This is a genomic window from Lysinibacillus sp. HST-98 (assembly GCF_016757845.1).
In the GTDB taxonomy this organism is placed as follows: Bacteria; Bacillota; Bacilli; order Bacillales_A; family Planococcaceae; genus Lysinibacillus; species Lysinibacillus capsici.
Map to the genome: position 1 here is coordinate 988,721 of NZ_JAENHX010000001.1, position 21,185 is coordinate 1,009,905.

Consider the following 21,185-nt stretch of genomic DNA (forward strand, 5'->3'; position numbering starts at 1 on the left):
ATGCACATGTTGTATAAATATCAATTGATGTTTTAGATAATTAATTAATCTTCCATTGTTGATAAATCACCAGTTGGTAAATTTAATTCCCAAGCTTTCAAAACACGACGCATAATTTTACCACTACGTGTTTTTGGCAATTTATCTTTAAATTCTATTTCACGTGGTGCTGCATGTGCAGATAAACCATTTTTAACAAAATCACGTATATCTTCAATTAATGCATCAGAAGGTTCAACCCCTTCTCGTAAGGATACAAAGGCTTTAATGATTTCACCTCGTACCGGATCTGGTTTCCCGATAACCCCTGCTTCAATTACATCCGGATGCTCAAGTAGCTTACTTTCTACTTCAAAAGGTCCTACACGTTCACCAGCCGTCATAATGACATCATCCACACGCCCCTGGAACCAGAAGTAACCTTCATCATCCATATAGGCAGAATCTCCAGAAACGTACCATTCTCCTTTCAAGAAATAAGACTCATAACGCTCTGGGTTGCCCCAAATTTGGCGCATCATGGCAGGCCAACCACGACGAATAGCTAGATTCCCCATTGTAAATGGTGGTACCTCATTGCCTGCATCGTCTACAATCGTCGCATGAATACCAGGAAGAGGTTTCCCCATTGAACCTGGCTTAATATCCATCGAAGGATAATTACAGATCATATGTGCTCCCGTCTCTGTCATCCACCATGTATCATGTATACGATGACCTAGTTCCTCTACTCCCCAGCGAATAACTTCTGGATTCAACGGCTCACCAACAGACAGCACATGGCGTAAAGATGCTAGATTATAGCTTTCAAGCAAGCCACTACCTGCCCCCATCAGCATACGGAACGCTGTTGGTGCACTATACCACACTGTCACACTATAATCTTCAATAGCCTGATACCATGCTTGTGGTGAAAATCTTCCTCCAACGATTAGCATTGTTACACCGTTTAACCACGGACCAAAAATACCATAGGCTGTTCCTGTAACCCATCCAGGATCGGCTGTACACCAATAAATATCATCTTCACGTAAATCAAGCACCCATTGCGTTGATTGATATTGCTGAATCATAGCATTATGGACATGCAATACGCCCTTTGGAGCACCTGTTGATCCAGAGGTATAGTGAAGAATCATCCCATCTTCTCTGTCTACCCACTCTATATCAAAATGAGCTGAAGCTTCTTTTAAATGTTTAGTAAAGTCTAGGATTTGAGCTGTTTCCTCAACGCCCTCCCCTACTAAAAAGATATGCTCCAATTTAGGTAATTTAGCTAAAGGTACACGTTCAAGTAAAGCGGGTGTCGTGACTAATACTTTCGCCTCACTATCAGCAAGTCGATCATACACGGCACCTTCCATAAAAGCTTCAAACAATGGCCCAACAATAACCCCCATTTTCAACGCACCTAATAATGAAAAATAAAGCTCAGGTGAACGAGGCATAAAAATAAATAAACGATCACCTTTCTGCAGATTAGTAGTTGTTTTAAAAACGTTTGCTGCTTTGTTTGTTAACCTTTTCATTTCATTAAATGAATATGCCTCTTTCCGTTTACCATCATTAAAATACAATGCTACCTTATTTTTCCGATGTGTTTCGGTATGGCGATCAATAGCCTCATACGCCATATTCACTAAACCTGTTTCGCTCCAACTAAATGCCTTTTCCGTATCTGCCCAATTATGAGATTCTGCCACTTCTTCATAATTCGTTAAATGGTGTTGACCAGGTAAAGCCATTAACTTCTCCTTCATTTTCATCCCCATGAAAATACCCCTTTCTTTGCTTTTGTTTTTTGACTAAATTTCAACAATCCCCCCTGTTGAAAATCAGAGAATTTTTCAAAAGCAAAATTGATATGTAGCATTTGTTATATAACAGTTATCCATAGTATTAATGATCGAATCCCTAATAGCACTACTTTTATCTGTTAAATAACAGAAGCAATATAATCTTATTTTACACGAATTCGGATAGATTGTCTCAATATTTTTATTTTTCCAAAAATACAGGTATATTTTGCAAAAATAAGCGTTTTTACGCAAGAAATCAGCTATAATGGAATTATTAAACTCAGGTGGTGTAATTATGGAACATAAAAAAACTTTTTTTTCTGTCACAAAGGAAACAAAGCATGGTACTGTGTATGTGGAAGGACCTGTGCCTCCAGAAAAATTAGCTACATATTCATTCCATGAAGGCTTGGTTGCCTTCAGACCTCCAAAACAGCAACAGCAGGCCATTATAGAAATTGCTGGACTACCCGAAGGCCGAATTATTATTATTCGAAACGAAGATATTATTGTAGGCTATGTTACCTATCTTTACCCTGATCCACTTGAACGATGGGCAGAAGATCGTATCGATGACATGATTGAATTAGGTGCCATTGAAGTCATTCCAGACTACCGTGGTACAGGTGCTGGGAAGGCACTACTAGCCGTTTCATTTATGGGGGATGAAATGGAAGATTATCTTGTGATTACTACCGAGTACTATTGGCATTGGGATTTAAAAGGAACTGGTTTAAATGTTTGGGATTACCGCAAAATGATGGAGAAAATGATGAGCTCTGTTGGTTTCGAATATTTTGCAACAGATGATCCTGAAATTACATCACATCCAGCCAATTGCCTGATGGCACGCGAAGGAAAACGGGTGCCTCCTGAGACAATGGAAAGATTTGATAGACTTCGTTTTAGAAATCGTTTCATGTATTAAAACTAATACAAAGGGGATGCATATATGATTGTAGAAGAAATTATGAATGATAAGCCTTATACATTAGCTCCTACCAATACAGTGCAGGAGGCACTAAAGTTAATGCGTGAAAAGAAAGTTCGTCATTTACCAGTTGTAGATGATGAACAACACGTTTTAGGAGTAATTACTGAACGAGATATTAAAGAGGTCTTGCCCTCATCTTTGCAGGATGAACCAAACTCTCCTATTTTTAATGCAAAAGTAGAGGATATTATGGTGAAAGACCCCCTTATAGGTCATCCACTAGATTTTGTTGAAGAGGTAGCACTTACGTTTTACGAATCAAAAATAGGCTGTTTACCTATCGTTTCTGGTGGAAAATTGGTAGGCATTGTTACGACAACAGATTTACTCTATACATATATAGAGCTGACTGGTGCTACAGAGCCTGGGTCAAAAATCGAGATTCGGGTATCCGATACACCAGGAGTTTTATTTGAAATTACAAAAATATTTCATCAGCATCATGCCAATGTTCAAAGCGTCTTAGTTTATCCTGACTCTGAAAATACACAAAACAAAATTTTAAGCGTCCGAGTAAAAACACTAAATCCTTTAGCAATGATTGAAGATCTACGCAAAGAGGGCTTTGATGTCCTATGGCCAAATTTACCAGGTGTTTCGCTATAATGAAAAAGGCCGTATTCGTTTACTCGCCAGAACAACTCGGATATAAATTTTCAGATACACACCCTTTCAATCATAAACGCTTGACGCTTACTATGGATCTACTAAAAAATATTAATGCTCTCGATGATGTAGATATTGTACCAGCACGTGTTGCAACGGAAGAAGAGCTATTGCTTGCACATGATTCAAAATATATAGATATCGTAAAAAAAGCAGGGCATGGTGAATTATCAGAAGCACAATGTGAAAGCTATGGGATTGGTACTGAAGATACCCCCATTTTTGAAAATATGCATGAAGCAAGTGCACAGCTAGTTGGTGGAACTTTAACCGCTGTTGATTATGTAATGGAAGGAAAAGCCGAACACGCCCTTAACCTTGGTGGAGGACTCCATCATGGTTTCCGTGGTCGTGCATCAGGTTTTTGTATTTACAATGATAGCACAGTGGCTATTCGTTACTTACAGGAAAAGTACAACGCTCGTGTACTTTATGTAGATACAGATGCCCATCATGGGGATGGTGTCCAATGGAGCTTTTATGAGGATCCTAATGTTTGTACACTGTCCATACATGAAACTGGTCGTTATCTATTCCCTGGAACCGGAAATATTACTGAGCGTGGCAATGGTCAAGGCTATGGAACCTCCTTTAATTTTCCAATGGATGCATTTACTGAGGATGAAAGTTTTCTAGAGATCTATGAACAGTCAATGCGAGAGATTTTTGAATTTTTCAAGCCAGATGTTGTATTAACGCAAAATGGGGCAGATGCACATTATTTTGATCCATTAACACATTTACATGGAACAATGAATATTTATCGCGAAATTCCTAAGCTAGCTCATCAATTAGCACATGAATATTGTGATGGTCGATGGATTGCAGTGGGTGGCGGTGGCTACGATATTTGGCGAGTGGTGCCCCGTGCCTGGTCCATGTTATGGTTGGAAATGACTGACCAAGTGTTACCAATGGGGCCACTCCCTCAAGCATGGTTGGATCGCTGGCAACCAGAATCCCCTGTTCCTTTTATTCCAACATGGGAGGACCCGATGCCTTTATATGAGCCAATTCCTCGTAAAGCGGAAATAGAGGAAAAGAATGCTCAAATGTTAGCCAAATCGCTACATATTATTCGGAATGAAAGACGGGATTAATTTCTTGGCCTCACGATATTCGTGGGGCTTTTTAAATTAGATTAATGCTTTTGGTCTTTTGGTTGTATATCCATCAATTCTTTTGTTCTATCCCTCATTTTTGAAACGCTATCCTCTATTTTTGACGTTCCATCCAGTAAAAAAACACGCAAATCCTTCATAAGCGATTTACGTGTTAGGTATCATTATTTACTTTTGATAGATTGTCGATGCTCAATACGGTGTGGTAAGATAACCGCTTCGTCCTCAACAGTTTCCTTGCTCATTAATTTTGTCAGCAGACGCATTGCAACAGCCCCAATATCGTAAAGCGGTAGCGCGACACTTGTTAACTGTGGGCGAACCATTCGTGCTAACTTTGAGTTCTCAAAGCTAATAACTTCAATATCTTCTGGAACATTTTTGCCCGCATCTTGTGCGCCATGAATTAAACCGATGGCCAGTTCATCACTTCCTGCAAAATAAGCTGTTGGTGGCTGTTCAAGAGCAGATAAAATCTCCCATGCCTCTAAGCCCATATCATAGCTGGACTCTTCTGCAGCAATTAATGCTTCATCTATTGGTAAACCAGCATCCTGTAATGCTTTCTTATAGGCTGCTAGCTTGAATTTTCCGTTAATTGTATACGAAAGTGGACCAGTTACGAAACCAATGCGTGTATGGCCATTTTGAATAAGTAATGAAATCGCTTCATAAGCCGCCTGGAAATAATCGATATTCACAGTTGCAATTGTTTGGGATTCATCCACAGAGCCTGCAAGTACAATTGGTACTGGCGAATGATCCATCGTTTGCTGCATCTTTTCTGTAACCTCATCACTCATCATGACAATACCATCAACCTGTTTTCCAAGCATTGTATCCAGTAGCTGTAACTCTTTATCTTCATGTTGATCTGAGTTGGCTAAAATAATATTGTAGCGATACATTGTGGCAATATCCTCTACACCACGAGCCAGCTCTGCATAAACATTGTTTGCAATATCTGGGATAATCACGCCAACTGTTGTTGTTTTCTTACTTGCTAATCCACGCGCTACTGCGTTTGGACGGTATTCTAATCGTTCAATTACTTCTAGTACTTTTTTTCGTGTTGCTGGTTTTACGTTTTGATTACCATTGACTACACGAGAGACCGTTGCCATAGAAACATTTGCTTCTCTTGCAACATCATAAATTGTAACAGTCATCGTACGTGCCTCCCTTTTTTCCTATTATAGCCTTATCATACGATAATTTTCATATTCTTTTCAAGAAGAACTACGTAAAAACCAAGTACTAATAGTCCTATTCTAGACATTATTTTGTCACGATATAACAAACACCGCCTGCCGAAGTAAGCAAGCGGTGTTCGCTGTTAACAATTAAGCATGAATTTCATGATTTTTCATGAATTTTTGTAGTGTTTCATAGAATGCGTCAAATGTTGGGATGTCCATTTGTTGTTGTGAGTCAGACAATGCCACAGATGGATCTGGATGCACTTCTGCCATGACGCCATCAGCACCGATGGCAATCGCTGCTTTTGCACATGGTAATAATAAATCACGACGCCCTGTTGAATGCGTAACATCTACGAATACTGGCAAATGCGTTTCTTGTTTTAAAACTGGTACGGCTGAAATATCTAATGTATTACGAGTTGCTTTTTCATAAGTACGGATACCACGTTCACAAAGGATAATGTTTTCATTTCCTTTAGACATAATGTATTCTGCAGCATGAATGAATTCATCAATTGTTGCAGCTAAGCCTCGTTTTAATAATACAGGTTTATTTGTTGCACCTGCTGCTTTTAATAATTCAAAGTTTTGCATATTACGTGCACCAATTTGGATGACATCAATATAATCCAATGCTTCCTCTAAATGACCTGGTGTCACGATTTCTGTAATCACACCTAAACCATATTCCTCGGACACACGTTTTAAGATTTTCAGACCTTCTAATCCAAGACCTTGGAAGTCATAAGGAGAAGTACGTGGCTTATAAGCACCACCACGAATTAACTTTTCGCCTTTTGCTTTAATAGAAGCGGCAACTGCTGCTACTTGCTCATACGACTCAACCGCACAAGGACCGAATACGAAAGATGGTTTTCCTTGTCCAATTAATTCACCATTGATATTAATAATTGTATCTTCTGACTTCTTCTTACGAGATACAAGCAACTCTTTCTTTTTATCAGCTTCAAGTTGTTTTAAAGCTGTTTTAAAGATTTGCTTAAATATATAATCAACCGTCATTTGGTTTAATGGACCTTGATTGTGTTCTTTAATAAGATCAAGCATGTGTCTTTCACGCAGTGGATCATAGCGATTCACACCTTGTTTTTCTTTAATTTTACCGATTTCATCAACTACAGCTGCACGTTCATTAATTAGACGAAGAATTTCTAAGTTTAAACCGTCTATTTGACTACGTAAGCTTTCTAAATCTTTTTGGCTCATGCTTTCTTGCTCCTCTCCTCATGACAGACACTTTCAGAACTCTGAAATGTATGTTACATTTTTAGATAATAGCATTATTATAATCAATGTTGTTCAGAATGTCACGCATTTTTAATTTAGCGCTTCAACTCGCTAAATTATTTTCAAGTATGACGCGAAAGGAAGCGATTACATTGAGTTCTAAACTATTCGCACTTGATATTGGCACTCGCTCAGTGGTCGGGATTATTCTCCAAGAAGAAAATGACCATTTTCATGTGGAAGATATTTTAGTAAAAGAGCATAAAGAACGTGCCATGGTAGATGGACAAATACATAATGTCATGTATGTGGCAGAATTAATTAATGAAATAAAACGTGAACTTGAAGAGAAACATGGACCTCTCACAAAGGTAAGTGTCGCTGCAGCAGGTCGATCGTTGAAAACTGAACAAGCTAGTGTGACCATCAATATACGTAATCGACCCATTTTTACTGAAGAAGATATTAGTCGCTTGGAACTTCAGGCTGTTCAACAAGCACAGCAGCAACTCTTGCAACAAAAAGAGGATGCCAAAATTAGCCACTATTATTGTGTAGGTTACTCAGTCCTGTATTATCGCTTGGATGGCGAAGAGATTGGAAGCCTGCTGGATCAACAAGGGGATGAAGCCCAAATCGAAGTGATAGCAACGTTCCTACCTCGGGTGGTGGTGGAATCATTGATTGCCGCTCTTAAACGAGCTGATTTAGAGATGGAAGCATTGACGTTAGAACCGATTGCTGCCATTAATGTGCTGATTCCTCCAACGATGCGTCGCTTAAATGTGGCCCTTGTTGATATAGGGGCAGGGACATCGGATATTGCCATTACGGATAAAAGTACAGTTGTAGCTTATGGCATGGTCCCTACAGCTGGCGATGAAATAACAGAAGCTTTAAGCGACCACTATTTGCTAGACTTCCCTGTAGCTGAAGAGGCTAAACGTCAGCTACAAACCTCTGAAGAGATATTAATTCAAGATATTCTAGGCTTTGATCAGTTTTATCCCAAAGAAGAGGTTTTTTTAGCAATTGAGCCTGCAGTGAAACAGTTGGCGAAGTCTATCGGAGAAGAAATTTTACGACTCAATAACCGAGTAGCTCCCAAAGCCGTTATGCTGGTTGGTGGAGGTAGTTTAACACCCAACCTTACTACAGAACTAGGTCAAGTTCTAAATTTACCAGCTAATCGTATTGCTGTTCGAGGCATTGATGCTATTCAAAACTTAACAAAAGAAGAACATATAAAAGCCTCACCTGAATTAGTCACACCTATTGGTATTGCCATTGCTGCTAAAAAGATGCCGATTCAATATATGAGTTTAACAGTCAATAATCAAGTGGTACGTCTTTTTGAACTAAAAGAAATGACTGTGGCTGATGCCTTTCTAGCTGCAAATATTCGCGCAAAGCAATTATATGGAAAACCAGGACATGGGCTATCTATCAGTGTCAACGGACAGGACATTTTTATACCAGGTGGACATGGTCAGCCTGCTGAAATATTGGTAAACGGTCAACAGGCATCTACAAAAAGCCTGATTAAAACTGGAGATGCCATTCAGTTAATAGAAGGCCAAGATGGGCAACAGGCGACGGCTACAGTAAGAGATCTTATAGATGATGCAGCAATAAAGACAGTGACAATTCAAAACACCAAATATGTGATTGAGCCAAAAATTACTGTCAATAACTCTGATGCATCACTCGATACCGTTTTAAATGATCGTGATATCGTCGTTTTTGATATTGCCGAAACAATTGAGGATGTATTTAAAATTACTAATAATTGGCATTTGTTAAAGCAATTTGAGTCCTATACGATTCAAGTGGATGGACAACCTTTATATTTACCGGAATTTTCCCCACAGCTAATGATTAATGGAAAAATAGCAAAATTGAGCTATGCTGTACAAACTGGAGATGTGATAAGCTTCCAACAACCAGCTCTACCAACAGTACAACATATCGCAGACCAAATGAATCTTTTGCTAGAGGATAAAATCATTATTCATTTCCAACAGGAAGTTTTGGAACTAAAGAAGACTGCAAATGAAGCAATTGTTAATAAAATGGTTGTATCACCACAGTCCACTGTACACAATGGAGCGACTTTAGTATTTAAAGAAAAGGATCGCAGTCGTTGGATTTATCAAGATGTTTTCCGATTCTCTAATTGGCAGCTACCAAGTGCCTTTAAGGGGAATTTTACAATTTTAAGAAATGGCCAGACAGCGAGCTTTGATACAGAGATATTTGGTGGTGATCAATTAGAAATAATATTAGAATCTACACCTATCATTTAAAAAAAGGGATACGTTACAACTTTATCTTGTAACGTATCCCTTTACATTATGCATTATGCACGAACTTCTTCATTTGTTTCTTCTTTTTGATCTGCTTTTTCTGTCGTTTCTTCGGCTTTTGGTTCCTCACTTGGAATGTAATCCTCTAACGGTTCTTCCCCTTCAAAAGAAACCGTACCATCATCAAAAACAGTTGGTGCTTTTGCGGTTTTTAGTGTTTTTACTTTCTCTACTAATTGTGTGGATTGCTCTTGAATTTGTTTAGAAAGTTGAACTGTTTTATCTTTTGCAGTTGTCGAGAAGTCTGCACTCTTATCTTTTAGCTGAACAGCTTGTACAGCCACATCACTGCGTAAATCTTTTCCTGATTTTGGAGCTAACAGTAGACCTGCAGCAGCCCCTACGATTCCACCAACTAATGCGCCAATCACAAAATCCTTCATGTTAACACGCTCCTCTTCATAAATCGAGTCTTGTGGATGATAAAGCTGAGGCAAAGAACTTTCAAGCTGCTGTTCCTTTACTTCGTTAAAATTTGGCTTTTGAGTTGTCATGCAACAATTCCTCCCCATCTAATTATCAAATTTGTCTAGACTGGTTGTCCATCTACTTTCACAGATGCATCTTCAACTTATATGTCTAAGACTTTATTTTTATTCAGCCAGCATAGAATACTCACTGAATAATTATCATTTTTTACGACCCCATTTTCTTTTTGGTGTTTCTTCTACTTGCACAGTTTCAAATGCATAGGCATCTGGTGATACCGATTCCTGCTCGATGATTTTGCGTTTTTTCCATTTATCCGCAATCCCCATCGCAACATTACTCCATTGTACAACTTGTGCAATTTTTTCTTCATTTTGTTCTACGCTTTTAGAAACAGAAGAAGTGATCTGCTGAACAGAATTATTTAAACCATTAACGGAGTCACCAATACCTTTAACAGCTTGAACAACTGAATTTAATTGTTCAGATTTATGTTGAATATCCTCTGCTAAGCTATTTGTTTTTGATAATAAAGACGTTGTTTCGCGTGTAATGCCTTCCATTTGGCCTTCAATCCCAGATAATGTCCCAGCTAAGCTGTTTAGGATGGATTTAAGCGAGAATAATGTCATGCCCACGCTCACACATAAAATTAAAAAACCGATTGCAGCAATAATGGCTGCAATATACAAAATCACTTCCATAAGTTGACCTCCTGCTAGTAAATTGTCTTTACTATTACTTTCCCTATCTTCGACAAAAAAAACGGAATTCCTGCTTAAATTTGAGAAAAAACAGCTTAACCCCTACGGACTAAGCTGTTTCATTGTTTTTAAGCACGTCTTCAAAAGCATCTTGGAACTTGTGAACATCACCAGCGCCCATAAATAAGAATACTGCGCCATTATGTTTTGTTAATATATCAATTCCTTCAGTGGTAATCACTGCACTGCCTTCAATAAGTGACGCTAAATCATGAATAGAAAGTGCGCCTTGCGTTTCTCTCGCAGAGCCAAATATATCACATAAATAGGCTGTATCAGCAAGGCTCAAACTATCCGCAAAATCTTGTAAAAAAGCTTGTGTACGTGTAAATGTATGTGGTTGGAAAATCGCAACTAGCTCACGTTCAGGGAATTTTTGTCGTGCTGATTGAATTGTCGCACGAATTTCCGTTGGATGGTGTGCATAGTCATCTATTAAAACATTATCCCCTATATCGGTCTCAGTAAAACGTCTTTTTACACCTTTATACGTGTGTAAACGCTCCTGAATAATATCTGGAGAAATGCCTTCATATTCACATAGCGTAATAACCGCCAATGTATTTAAAACAGCATGATCTCCAAATAATGGGATAAAGAAAGTGCTATAAAATTCATTACGTACAAAAACATCAAATTTTGTACCCTCAGTTGTTTTTTCAACATTACGTGCTTCAAAATCATTTTCAGCACCAAATCCATAATACACAACTGGTACTTTTGCTTGAATACGTTGAAGCTGTTCATCATCACCACATGCGATAATTGCTTTTTTCACTTGTAATGCTAATGATTGAAATGCAGAATATACGTCCTCTATATTAGCGAAGTAGTCTGGATGATCAAAATCGATGTTCGTCATCACAGCATAATCAGGATTATAGGCTAAAAAGTGACGGCGGTATTCACACGCCTCCATCACAAAGAAATCAGCATTTTCATGACCTGCCCCAGTACCATCACCAATTAAATAAGATGTCGGTTTATAGCCACCTACCACATGTGCCATTAAACCAGTCGTAGACGTTTTACCATGTGCACCTGTGATGGCAATGGATGTATAGTTGCCAATATATTCACCTAAAAATTTATGGTAACGAATGACTTCTACACCTATTTCTCGAGCACGTACTAATTCAGGGTGATCATCAGAAAATGCATTACCTGCGATCACTGTCATACCTTCTTTAATATTATCTGCATTAAATGTAAAAATTGGAATATTACGTTCACGTAACGGCTGCTCCGTGAAGAAATATTTATCGACATCTGAGCCCTGTACTTGTTCACCAGCATCAAATAAGATTTGTGCAAGTGAACTCATGCCAGAACCTTTAATGCCTGTGAAATGAAAAACTGTCATTAATTAAACCCCCCGGGAATTTCAATATCCCATCTATCATCTATTAGGTGTATCGTATTATTTCACGAATGGTTAGGTATTAATACCTTCACAAGTGTTAAAAAATACGTACTATTCAACACATCTTGTCTATTATAGCACTTTTTATGCATAAGGATAGATGTGTAACTTTTCTAAAAAAACTAAATTCGACGTAAATTAGATAATCTAGACGAAAACAATGCAATTCTTATTCAAACATAGTAATTAAATCTTCTTCTGTAATGTAACTTTCACGTGGCTTACTTCCTCTTGCTTCCGAAACAAAACCATGTGATTCTAACATGTCAATTAAACGAGCAGCACGATTATAGCCTATATGATACTTTCGTTGAATCAATGAGGTAGAAGCGCCACCTTGCTCATAGACAAATCGGCAAACATCTTCAAATAAATCGTCCTGTTCTGCCGACACCTCTGTTTTCTTTAATAATTCCTCTTGATCGAAAATATAATCAGGCTCACCCTGTTCACGAACATGCTCAATAATCGATTCAATTTCATCATCTGTTACAAAAGTTCCCTGTAAACGCACTGGCGCTGACATACCATTACCTAAATATAGCATATCCCCTCGACCAAGTAACCTTTCTGCCCCCTGCCCATCTAAAATGGTACGAGAATCAATTTGAGAGGAAACTGCAAAGGCAATACGTGTAGGGATATTTGATTTGATTAACCCTGTAATAACATCCACTGAAGGTCTTTGCGTTGCAACAATTAAATGAATACCACATGCACGTGCCTTTTGAGCAATACGGCAAATGGCCTCCTCTACATCTGCTGGAGACATCATCATTAAATCAGCTAGCTCATCAATGACAATTAAAATGTAAGGCAACTTCAGGCTATGTTCATTATTTTTATCTGCTATGGCGTTAAAACGTGTAATATCACGTGCACCTGCATGAGCAAACAGTTGATAGCGGCGCTCCATTTCCTCAACTGCCCATTTTAGTGCTGCCGTTGCCGCCTTTACATCTGTAATGACAGGACTAACTAAATGCGGAATATGGTTAAAAGGCGCCAGTTCTACCATTTTAGGGTCGATCAGCATGAGTTTTAGCTCGTGTGGTGCAGCTTTATATAATAAACTAACCAAAATAGAATTAATACAAACGGATTTACCCGAACCTGTTGCACCAGCGATTAAGCCATGTGGCATTTTACGTAGATCTAACGTAACAGGCTTTCCAGTCAAATCAAGTCCTAATGCTGCCTCTAATGGTGAATCTGACTCAACGAAGGAGGGACTATTTGTAACCTCAGATAAGCGAACAGCTCGTGATACTCGATTTGGGATCTCAATACCGATCGAACTTTTCCCAGGAATTGGTGCTTGAATACGAATGTCTTTTGCTGCTAAGGCAAGTTTTAAATCATCTGCTAAGTTTCGAATTTTACTAACCTTTGTACCATGGCTCACTGTTATTTCAAATTGAGTAACGGCAGGACCTTGCATAATCGATTCAATTTGTGCAGAAACTTGGAAATAAGATAGTGCTTCGACTAATGTGTCGCCCTGTTGCTCCATCCAATCCGTATCTTGTGTTTTTTCCTCTGGTGGCTCTAGGTATTCATCCGTAGGCTTTTGATAGACGTGAGCAGGCTTTGCTGGTAACTCAGCTTCTACTACTTGATTCTCAACAGATTCTACTGAAGCATGCTCTATAATTTCTGAAACGACTTCAGGTTCGATAGCTAGTTCTGGTTCTGACACTTGTTCCCGTTCAGAAGCTAGTTCAAGTTCTGGTTCTAACTCAAGCTTTGGCTCAATAGTTGCAGAAATTTCATCAGCAGCGGTTTTTTCAATTTCTATTTTTTCATTTGTTGAGATACTTGACATTGATGTAACAGGAGCCATTGTAATTACAGCAATAGGCTCTTCAACATTGCTTTTTGTAGTGACACTTTCTACTTCATCTTTTATATCTAGTTGCACTGTACCATCTACTTGCAATTGAATATTCTCTGTCATATGGAAATCGTTGTCATCTTTTGATGGTGAAACGGACATTTCATTTGTTGTCATACTGTCTAAGGACGATGATTTTTCTGGCATCACATCCACTAGTTTGTTTTTCTCTGTTTCCGGCTTGCTCTCTACACGTATAGGCTGATGAGCCATCTTTAATTGCTGTTGGATTCTCCATTTTTCTTTATCTGTTTTTAACATGAGTACATTAAATGGAATTCGACTTTTGTCTTCCTTCGATGCAGTATCAGGAGATTGGTCATCCATTGACGGTTGAACGACAGTAACTTCTCCAATATGGATCGTAGAATTTTCAATTTGTACTTGTTCCACAATCATTTCTTTGACATGGATTTCGGATTGATTTGCTGAAAGTTGTTGAACTGTTTGATCTTGAACAACAGCTTCCTTCTCTTGCCCTTCAAAATCCATAGCAAAAGAAGTCGTTTGAGGCACAGCTACATTTGATGACAAATTTTCCTTATCATCGTTCTCTTCAACTAACAGTTCTTCCTCAAAAATAATTGGTTCACTTACTGTCAAAATTTCTTTCGATTGAATAATCTCATGGTGTTCCGTTACAACCGTTTGGTTTGTGCTAGCCGGCTCTTTTTCTTCTAGTATATTTTCATTGACCTCATTTGTTGTCGCTTCTTTTAAAGGCTTTGCAACAGTTACCTTTTCAACTGCCTGTACATCGGTTTCTTGTTTCTCGTATTCCTCTTTTCTTTTATCTAATAATTCTTTGATGGGACTTGGTTTTGCAAAACCATAGACCGGTGAAGGCACATCTGTTGGAACAAATCGTTTGCGATTCTCAGGCATAATACTTTCAACTTTTTGTTCTTTTCGCTGACTCTTTTCTTTCGGTGCAGGTGCAGTCATAGGACTTATAGTAGCTGTTTCATTTTGTGCATCACGAAACACTAAGCTTGCTCTTGAACGAAATTCTTGTTCTGAAGGCTGACTTTTCATCGTTGTTTTTCTACCTGTACGTTTAGAGCGATTTGCTAGTAAATCTCGAATTCCTGAAACCTCTACATCATAAACACTAGAATCGACAATATGATGATTTAAATGTTTTGGTAACGATAAATCCCCAATTTGTCCATAATCATCATCTTCCATTTGATCAAACATTTCTTTTGAGGACGTATAGGATGCCTCACCTTCATCATCGTCAATCAAAGGAAAACGGAAAGTCTTTTGCTTAGAGATTGGTGGTTCTTTTTGTGTATGTAATTGCTCCGACTGAACTTCTCCATAATCCTCATAATATTCTTCATACTCATAGTCTTCATCTTCTTTATTAATAAATTTACTAATTTGTTTTTTAAACCAGTTCACTTCGTTTCACTCATTTCTCTTACACTTCATTTATAGCATTGTCTAGTTTTAAATTCATCAATAGCTCAATGTCTACATCAAAAAGCATACCATAAAAACGGTCTTGAAACTTGCATTTAGAGGCTCATTCTAAACAAAAAAATCGTTATGCTACTAGCATATTAGTAACATAACGATTTAGGGCATTTCACCTTGACACAAGGAATAATATCATGATAAAACATTTAAATTTTAATAATTTCTTTTTTAAATAGAGGAATTTTTATTTAGTTGGTGATTCAAAAGAACTACCTACTATAGCATCCTCTTGTAATACTAAAATTCCTTTTTCAGATGGTGCATTAGGAATCGCTAATTCACGTGCTGAACAAAGCATACCGTAAGACTCAACACCACGTAAATTCCCTTCTTTAATAAGCATTCCTGAAGGCATTACGGCACCAATTTTCGCAACAACTACCTTCTGACCTGCTTCTACATTAGGGGCACCACATACAATTTGTAGTATCTCATCTCCTACATTGACTGAACAGATACTCAATTTGTCAGCATTTGGATGCTTGTCCTTTGTTTCTACATAACCAACAACAAATTTTGGTGAAAAATCAACATCAAGATTAATATTAGCTCCATTTTTTTCAATTGCCACTGCTAGCTGTGCTACTAATTCTGGTGTCACTTCTACTAAGCCTTTAGCATCTGTTTGGATGTAACTGCTCGCATTAAATAAATTGAAGGCTTTAATTTCTCCCGTTTGAGCTTCCCTTAAAATAGCGATATCACCAGCACGTTCTACTTCTGTTTTCACTATGGCCTCCGTTGCTAGTTGAACTAGTAAGACATCTCCTACATGCTCTTTGTTGTAAAATACGTTCATTGTTATTCTTGCTCCTTCTTCACTCTGTTTTTTGCTAAGATAAAGATTGGTTCTAGTTCCCCATCTTCATAAATAAAAGATAATGACGTAATCGGTACAGTACCGACTGCAAAGAAATGCATTGTCATCTGTGCTAATACATCATACCCTGTTTCATTACGAATATCACCTATAATTAATACATCTTGATGAGGAACAGATAATGTCATATCGCCCTCCACTTGTGCCTGCATTTCTTTTAAAAAGCTCTCATTTAAAATACGGCTAGCATCATAGCCATCATTCACATTGACAAAATAAAAAATATTACCTGCTACCTCATCTTTTTTATAGGCGGTTGGTAGTTGTTTCACCGAAAAGCGTGCCATTTCTCGAATTTGTTCTACAGTTAATTGTAAGGATTCTAGCATGGATTCATCAATAAAGCGATAGGTTTTACCTAAATCGAGTGCATAAAAAACGCGCGTTTCAGCTGTATGCTCAGTTGTAATAAAGGCATGCCCTTCTTTTGATGACTGTGGATAAGAAGTGGCACGAATTACGGGATAAATCTGTGTAGTCATTTGGAAACCCTGTTCTTTTTCTTGTACCATCGCATTAAAAGTTTGCTCAATTGTATATATAACTTCTTCAATCGCTGACTCTTGCTTCTCATTATATTTTGCTAAGATCCCAGGTAAGGAGAGCTCCATCCCTTTTTCAATCATCTTATGATTCAAGCGTAATTTATCGTACTTTTTATCAAAATGAAATTCATATTTCTCTTCAGTTAAATGCTTTTTTAATAGCTCGACTAGTTGTTCAGACTTCATTTGCTTCATCTTTTTCACATCCTAACTTCAAAATGAAACGGCTCACATGTTTGTGAACCGTTCTGTTCATTCCTTCTATTTACTTTATCTTAACCGAATGAACGATTTTCGTCATCTCACGCAAATTATTTTCAATTTGTTTAGCCTTTGAAATGGTTGTCATCTTCACACCACCACTACTTACAATGAGTTCCATTTCATTTTCTTCGTTCGTTTTTAGAACCGCTGTAAAGCCAAAACGACCATCCTTATCAAAAGTCGATTCCTCGATAATTTTGTCCGCTTCATTTTCTTTTAAAAGACTATAATAAAGTTTACTGTCTTGTGCTTCACGATCATTGATAAAAAGAATGTAGCTTTCTTTTCCTTTTGAAATCACAATATTATAAGCATCTGAACTGTCTTCAATTTTAAAGTGTGAGGGTAAGTATAATTTGATATCCCCAATTTCTACTGTATGTTCTTCTGGCTCTTCAGCAAAAACCTTCTCCGTTAATTGGAGCCCATTAGCAATTTGATCATCAATAGATTGATTGCAGCCAGAAAGGACAAGAAGTAAAAGCATTAGGCCAATTGCTCTTAGCCATGAAAATAACATGTCTCTCTTCCTTTCACTACTAACTTTTTTCTATTTTAAAAAAATTATTCATAAGATGCAACCTAACTACCCTCTCACCACTAATTCTTTTTAACTATTTTTGTGAAAATGTGAACAAATATTGACCAACTAAAAGTGAGACAATATGCTCAAACATCATCTGTCTACTCACTAAACCTTGCGTAAAAATACCTACAGCACCTGCACCCTGACGAATATCTCGACGCTTTGTATATTGCTCCATTATCGGTCCAAGTTCTCCACCAGTTCTTATTTCCTGGGCAATTTCTTTTGGCAGAATAATTTGTGCACCGGCAGCTGTAAACATTGTTCCGTCTGACACAGTTAATGCACCCCAGTTACAAACGTACATTTCATCATCGATTTCGGTTACGCCACCTTCTAAGCCAAATGATAATTCTGCATCCGTTAAAATCAATGCGTTTTTAGCACGATTCATTGCTCCTAATCTAGTTTCTTCATTACTTATCGGTTGATCTGATACTTCAGAAGCAGCTTTGACATGAGTAAAGAGAGGATCCTCAAAGTATTTGCGAACAATTACTTCAACTGCTTCTGTTTTGGCTTTATTGGTTGTGCCAATTGCTATCTTCATTTAATCCCTACTTTCTTTCCATAGAAAAAGATGCCTCTAAAAGGCATCTTCCTAACTTCTTATACATTAGCGTGAATTGTCTCTAATGTCGAACGATCTGCTTTTTTCACTAATTCAACAATTAATGCTTTGGCAGCTGCATAATCATCAATGTGTATAATTGACGCTGATGTATGAATATAACGTGAGCATACACCAATGACTGCACTTGGAACGCCATCGTTTGCCGTATGCACTCGACCAGCATCTGTTCCACCTTGAGAGACAAAGTACTGATAAGGGATATGATTGGATTCGGCCGTATCTAAAATAAATTCACGCATTCCACGATGTGTTACCATTGTACGATCTAAAATACGAAGTAAAGTACCTTTGCCGAGCTGTCCAAATTGACTTTTTTCACCTGACATATCATTGGCAGGAGAAGCATCTAGTGCAAAGAATAAATCTGGTTTAATCATGTTTGCTGATACTTGTGCACCACGCAAGCCAACTTCCTCCATTACATTTGCACCTGAGTATAAATGTGAACCTAATTTTTCGTGCTGTACTTCTTTCATTAATTCAATAGCTAGACCACAGCCGTAGCGGTTATCCCAAGCTTTAGCCATAATTTTCTTCGGATTTGCCATTGGTGTGAATGGACAAATTGGTATAATGGATTGTCCAGGACGAACACCCATAGACATAGCATCTTCTTTATTATCAGCACCAACATCGATAAGCATATTTTTTATATCCATTGGCTTCGCTCGTTCTGCATCTGTTAATAAATGTGGTGGGATGGATGAAACTACACCAGGAATTGCCCCATTTTTCGTATATACTTCTACACGCTGTGCAAGCATAACCTGGTTCCACCAGCCGCCCAATGTTTGAAAGCGGATCATTCCATTATCTGTGATAGAAGTAACCATAAATGCAACCTCATCCATATGACCAGCAACTAATATTTTCGGTGCATCCGTAACATCGCTGTGCTTAACACCAAAAATACCCCCTAAATTATCTTGAACGATTTCATCCGAGTACTTTTCTAACTCAGAACGCATGAACGCACGTACTGCGTGTTCATTACCCGGAGCGCCTGGTAATTCTGTTAATGTTTTAAATAATTGTAATGTTTCCTCATTCATGATGACTCTCTCCCCACGAAGTAGAATATTCTTCCTTGCCTATTGTAACACAATTATTTCCGAATTCGAAATATTGATACATTTCCTAAATCCGCTAATTGTGAACGTGCATTCACTCTATAGGCTATGCTAAAATAAAGGTATAGAAAAAGGAGGAAAAAAGTATGAAATTACGTGATTTTTTAATTGGTGTCGCAACTGGCTTAGCTGCCGCAGTCATTATTAAAGAAGCTAGTGAAAAAGTTTCTCCGTTCGTACCTGCAGGACAAGTACTTGAAAACATAAAAAGAGAATTTAAAAAGGATTCACCGATTGATGGTTCTTGGATTTTTATGAAAACTGAAGATTTCACAAACGGTATTATTACCATCCCAGTATATCGTGGGGGGATCTCGCGTATGCATGAAGGTGAGATGCAGACATTCGAATTTGCTGCCGATGCACGCTCTGGTGTTGTCGTGGAACTAACAGAAGTTTAATTATGTATATACAATAGAAGCCATCTCATAAAATGGAGATGGCTTCTCTATGTTATTCGGATAATCCTTTATTATTAAAGTACTTTTTATACTTACGATAATAATTTAAATTATTGAGTGTTAGTTTCACCCAACGCTTCGCATTCATATCCTCGTTAAAGTAAAGAGAATTTGTGTATTTACCCTCACTAATTAATTTTTTTGCTTCTAGTTTGAGCTTTTCATTCGATGCATATTTGAATAATACACCTTTAGGAATAATCATCCATAAATGCTTATCCTGCACATATGTGACTTCTTGCTCGATATTTAACATATGGTCATCCGCAACATACTTCATTAAATTATGCCCACTTGCTGTTACATAATAGCTAGAACGACCATTACGTAAATTGATTTCAAAAAGTTTATATTGCTTGTCTCGAATATCATATTTCATATCAAAATTCGCAAAACCTGTATAGCCAATGTCTTCTAGGAAGTAACGTACTTGATCCATTAATTCTTTATCATAGGTTGTCACGATGGCTGCATAACTTCCAATTCCCTCAGGAGAATGTTCTTCTAGAATAGGGTTACCTAGACACATCAGCTTCACTTTTCCATCCTTCCCTACATAGGCATTTAACACACGCATATAGGAATCGTCCCCAGGAATAAATTCTTGAATAATCATTGTATCCTGATAAGTAGAGCTATAAATAGCTTTTAATATAGCCGCTTTTTCCGCTTCATCATGTGCAACAAATACTTTTTTCTTCCCAGGGAATTTACAAGCCCAGTACTCTACAGAGTTTGAAGCCTTTAAAATAATAGGGTAAGCAAATGGAGGTGTAAAGTTTTCATAGTTGTCCGCTGTCACCGTTGTTGTACCTGGATATTTAAAATTATATTGATCACACATTTTATAGAAATTTTCTTTCAATAAAATTTCATCCATCAACGATTCATCGATATAAGGTACGGTAAAATGCTCTTGTAACGCTGGTTTATTTTTGATGATCAGCTTGGCATAATCGTCCCCACATGCTAAAAGCAACAGTTTTTTATCAGCATATTTTTTTGCAACTTCTGCAAGTGCAGGTGCAAAAACATCTTGTTCATTTAAACGGTCTATTTCTTGAAATTCTAGGATATGGCTATCTTGTGTTGCTGTTAAATGAGAACGTCCTAAGACAAGTGGTTTAATACCATATGCTTCATAAAACGCACGTGCCATACCATATGCATTCATATCTGATCCAAGTAAAACGGGTAAAAATGGTTGTTCAGTTGCCATGTTTATTTCAACTCTCTTTTGTATTTTAGTATCGTGTTAAGTGTATCATATTTTCTATCCTGTTCACGAACAAAA

General features: G+C 37.7%; 18 protein-coding genes. 5 read left to right on the forward strand and 13 right to left on the reverse strand.

Annotated features, from left to right (window positions below):
• Positions 1–44: 44 nt before the first annotated feature.
• Entirely contained in the window at positions 45–1,772 is a 1,728-nt protein-coding gene (gene acsA / locus JIN86_RS04945; RefSeq protein ID WP_370568638.1) for an acetate--CoA ligase, read from the reverse strand.
• A gap of 322 nt (positions 1,773–2,094) precedes the next feature.
• Between acsA and JIN86_RS04950 the strand changes: the two genes are divergently transcribed.
• Genes JIN86_RS04950 through JIN86_RS04960 form a run of 3 tightly spaced genes read left to right on the forward strand, consistent with a single transcriptional unit; the run spans position 2,095 to position 4,559 of the window.
• On the forward strand, positions 2,095–2,727 hold the full coding sequence (locus JIN86_RS04950) for a GNAT family N-acetyltransferase (RefSeq protein WP_004226116.1): 633 nt from the start codon (positions 2,095–2,097) through the stop codon (positions 2,725–2,727).
• 24 nt (positions 2,728–2,751) lie between these two features.
• Positions 2,752–3,399 carry an acetoin utilization AcuB family protein gene (locus JIN86_RS04955; RefSeq protein ID WP_004226115.1) on the forward strand — a complete coding sequence of 216 codons (648 nt, stop codon included), beginning with the start codon at positions 2,752–2,754 and terminating at the stop codon, positions 3,397–3,399.
• The gene (locus tag JIN86_RS04960) at positions 3,399–4,559 is read left to right on the forward strand and encodes an acetoin utilization protein AcuC (RefSeq protein ID WP_004226112.1); all 1,161 of its coding nucleotides are present in this window, start codon (positions 3,399–3,401) and stop codon (positions 4,557–4,559) included. The genes JIN86_RS04955 and JIN86_RS04960 overlap by 1 nt, the downstream gene beginning before the upstream one ends.
• A 185-nt stretch (positions 4,560–4,744) precedes the next feature.
• On the opposite strand, the gene ccpA is transcribed toward JIN86_RS04960, so the two are convergent.
• Both ccpA and JIN86_RS04970 read right to left on the reverse strand, forming a co-directional pair.
• Positions 4,745–5,749 carry a catabolite control protein A gene (ccpA, locus tag JIN86_RS04965; protein WP_004226110.1) on the reverse strand — a complete coding sequence of 335 codons (1,005 nt, stop codon included), beginning with the start codon at positions 5,747–5,749 and terminating at the stop codon, positions 4,745–4,747.
• 174 nt (positions 5,750–5,923) lie between these two features.
• On the reverse strand, positions 5,924–7,009 hold the full coding sequence (locus JIN86_RS04970; RefSeq protein WP_004226108.1) for a bifunctional 3-deoxy-7-phosphoheptulonate synthase/chorismate mutase: 1,086 nt from the start codon (positions 7,007–7,009) through the stop codon (positions 5,924–5,926).
• Between the two features lie 173 nt (positions 7,010–7,182).
• On the opposite strand from JIN86_RS04970, the gene pilM reads away from it, so the two are divergent.
• A complete protein-coding gene (gene pilM, locus JIN86_RS04975; protein WP_004226106.1) occupies positions 7,183–9,336 on the forward strand; it encodes a pilus assembly protein PilM in 2,154 nt (717 codons plus the stop codon).
• Positions 9,337–9,389: 53 nt separating this feature from the next.
• On the opposite strand, the gene JIN86_RS04980 is transcribed toward pilM, so the two are convergent.
• The 9 genes from JIN86_RS04980 to JIN86_RS05020 all read right to left on the reverse strand — a co-directional run bounded on the left by JIN86_RS04980 (position 9,390) and on the right by JIN86_RS05020 (position 19,352).
• Entirely contained in the window at positions 9,390–9,890 is a 501-nt protein-coding gene (locus tag JIN86_RS04980; protein ID WP_004226105.1) for a YtxH domain-containing protein, read from the reverse strand.
• A 135-nt stretch (positions 9,891–10,025) separates the two neighbouring features.
• The gene (locus JIN86_RS04985; RefSeq protein WP_004226103.1) at positions 10,026–10,529 is read right to left on the reverse strand and encodes a DUF948 domain-containing protein; all 504 of its coding nucleotides are present in this window, start codon (positions 10,527–10,529) and stop codon (positions 10,026–10,028) included.
• 109 nt (positions 10,530–10,638) lie between these two features.
• On the reverse strand, positions 10,639–11,952 hold the full coding sequence (murC, locus tag JIN86_RS04990; RefSeq protein WP_004226102.1) for a UDP-N-acetylmuramate--L-alanine ligase: 1,314 nt from the start codon (positions 11,950–11,952) through the stop codon (positions 10,639–10,641).
• Between the two features lie 229 nt (positions 11,953–12,181).
• Complete coding sequence (locus JIN86_RS04995; protein WP_202341364.1) at positions 12,182–15,313, reverse strand: DNA translocase FtsK; 3,132 nt, start codon at positions 15,311–15,313, stop codon at positions 12,182–12,184.
• Positions 15,314–15,575: 262 nt separating this feature from the next.
• A complete protein-coding gene (gene ytpR, locus JIN86_RS05000) occupies positions 15,576–16,190 on the reverse strand; it encodes a YtpR family tRNA-binding protein (RefSeq protein WP_202341365.1) in 615 nt (204 codons plus the stop codon).
• Between the two features lie 2 nt (positions 16,191–16,192).
• Entirely contained in the window at positions 16,193–17,011 is an 819-nt protein-coding gene (locus tag JIN86_RS05005) for a DUF1444 domain-containing protein (RefSeq protein WP_202341366.1), read from the reverse strand.
• A gap of 70 nt (positions 17,012–17,081) precedes the next feature.
• Positions 17,082–17,600 (reverse strand): hypothetical protein, encoded by a 519-nt coding sequence (locus JIN86_RS05010; RefSeq protein WP_004226095.1) that lies wholly within the window; start codon positions 17,598–17,600, stop codon positions 17,082–17,084.
• Positions 17,601–17,694: 94 nt separating this feature from the next.
• The gene (locus tag JIN86_RS05015; protein ID WP_004226093.1) at positions 17,695–18,216 is read right to left on the reverse strand and encodes a DUF84 family protein; all 522 of its coding nucleotides are present in this window, start codon (positions 18,214–18,216) and stop codon (positions 17,695–17,697) included.
• Positions 18,217–18,275: 59 nt separating this feature from the next.
• Positions 18,276–19,352 (reverse strand): M42 family metallopeptidase, encoded by a 1,077-nt coding sequence (locus JIN86_RS05020; protein ID WP_004226091.1) that lies wholly within the window; start codon positions 19,350–19,352, stop codon positions 18,276–18,278.
• Between the two features lie 164 nt (positions 19,353–19,516).
• Here JIN86_RS05020 and JIN86_RS05025 point away from each other — a divergent pair, with 164 nt between their 5' ends.
• Complete coding sequence (locus tag JIN86_RS05025) at positions 19,517–19,831, forward strand: hypothetical protein (protein ID WP_004226089.1); 315 nt, start codon at positions 19,517–19,519, stop codon at positions 19,829–19,831.
• Positions 19,832–19,883: 52 nt separating this feature from the next.
• Here the strand turns inward: JIN86_RS05025 and JIN86_RS05030 are convergent, their stop codons facing one another.
• Positions 19,884–21,110, reverse strand: a complete 1,227-nt coding sequence (locus tag JIN86_RS05030; RefSeq protein ID WP_004226087.1) for a carboxylate--amine ligase — start codon at positions 21,108–21,110, stop codon at positions 19,884–19,886.
• Positions 21,111–21,185: the final 75 nt, after the last annotated feature.

Coding starts and splice junctions, on each gene's coding strand:
- JIN86_RS04960 (WP_004226112.1), top strand. CDS start 3,399: ATGAAAAAGGCCGTATTCGTTTACTCGCCAGAACAACTCGGATATAAA.
- JIN86_RS05025 (WP_004226089.1), top strand. CDS start 19,517: ATGAAATTACGTGATTTTTTAATTGGTGTCGCAACTGGCTTAGCTGCC.
- JIN86_RS05020 (WP_004226091.1), bottom strand. CDS start 19,352: ATGAATGAGGAAACATTACAATTATTTAAAACATTAACAGAATTACCA.
- JIN86_RS05030 (WP_004226087.1), bottom strand. CDS start 21,110: ATGGCAACTGAACAACCATTTTTACCCGTTTTACTTGGATCAGATATG.
- JIN86_RS04955 (WP_004226115.1), top strand. CDS start 2,752: ATGATTGTAGAAGAAATTATGAATGATAAGCCTTATACATTAGCTCCT.
- JIN86_RS04985 (WP_004226103.1), bottom strand. CDS start 10,529: ATGGAAGTGATTTTGTATATTGCAGCCATTATTGCTGCAATCGGTTTT.
- ccpA (WP_004226110.1), bottom strand. CDS start 5,749: ATGACTGTTACAATTTATGATGTTGCAAGAGAAGCAAATGTTTCTATG.
- acsA (WP_370568638.1), bottom strand. CDS start 1,772: ATGGGGATGAAAATGAAGGAGAAGTTAATGGCTTTACCTGGTCAACAC.
- JIN86_RS05010 (WP_004226095.1), bottom strand. CDS start 17,600: ATGTTATTTTCATGGCTAAGAGCAATTGGCCTAATGCTTTTACTTCTT.
- murC (WP_004226102.1), bottom strand. CDS start 11,952: ATGACAGTTTTTCATTTCACAGGCATTAAAGGTTCTGGCATGAGTTCA.
- JIN86_RS04950 (WP_004226116.1), top strand. CDS start 2,095: ATGGAACATAAAAAAACTTTTTTTTCTGTCACAAAGGAAACAAAGCAT.
- JIN86_RS05005 (WP_202341366.1), bottom strand. CDS start 17,011: ATGAAGCAAATGAAGTCTGAACAACTAGTCGAGCTATTAAAAAAGCAT.
- JIN86_RS04980 (WP_004226105.1), bottom strand. CDS start 9,890: ATGACAACTCAAAAGCCAAATTTTAACGAAGTAAAGGAACAGCAGCTT.
- ytpR (WP_202341365.1), bottom strand. CDS start 16,190: ATGAACGTATTTTACAACAAAGAGCATGTAGGAGATGTCTTACTAGTT.
- JIN86_RS05015 (WP_004226093.1), bottom strand. CDS start 18,216: ATGAAGATAGCAATTGGCACAACCAATAAAGCCAAAACAGAAGCAGTT.
- JIN86_RS04970 (WP_004226108.1), bottom strand. CDS start 7,009: ATGAGCCAAAAAGATTTAGAAAGCTTACGTAGTCAAATAGACGGTTTA.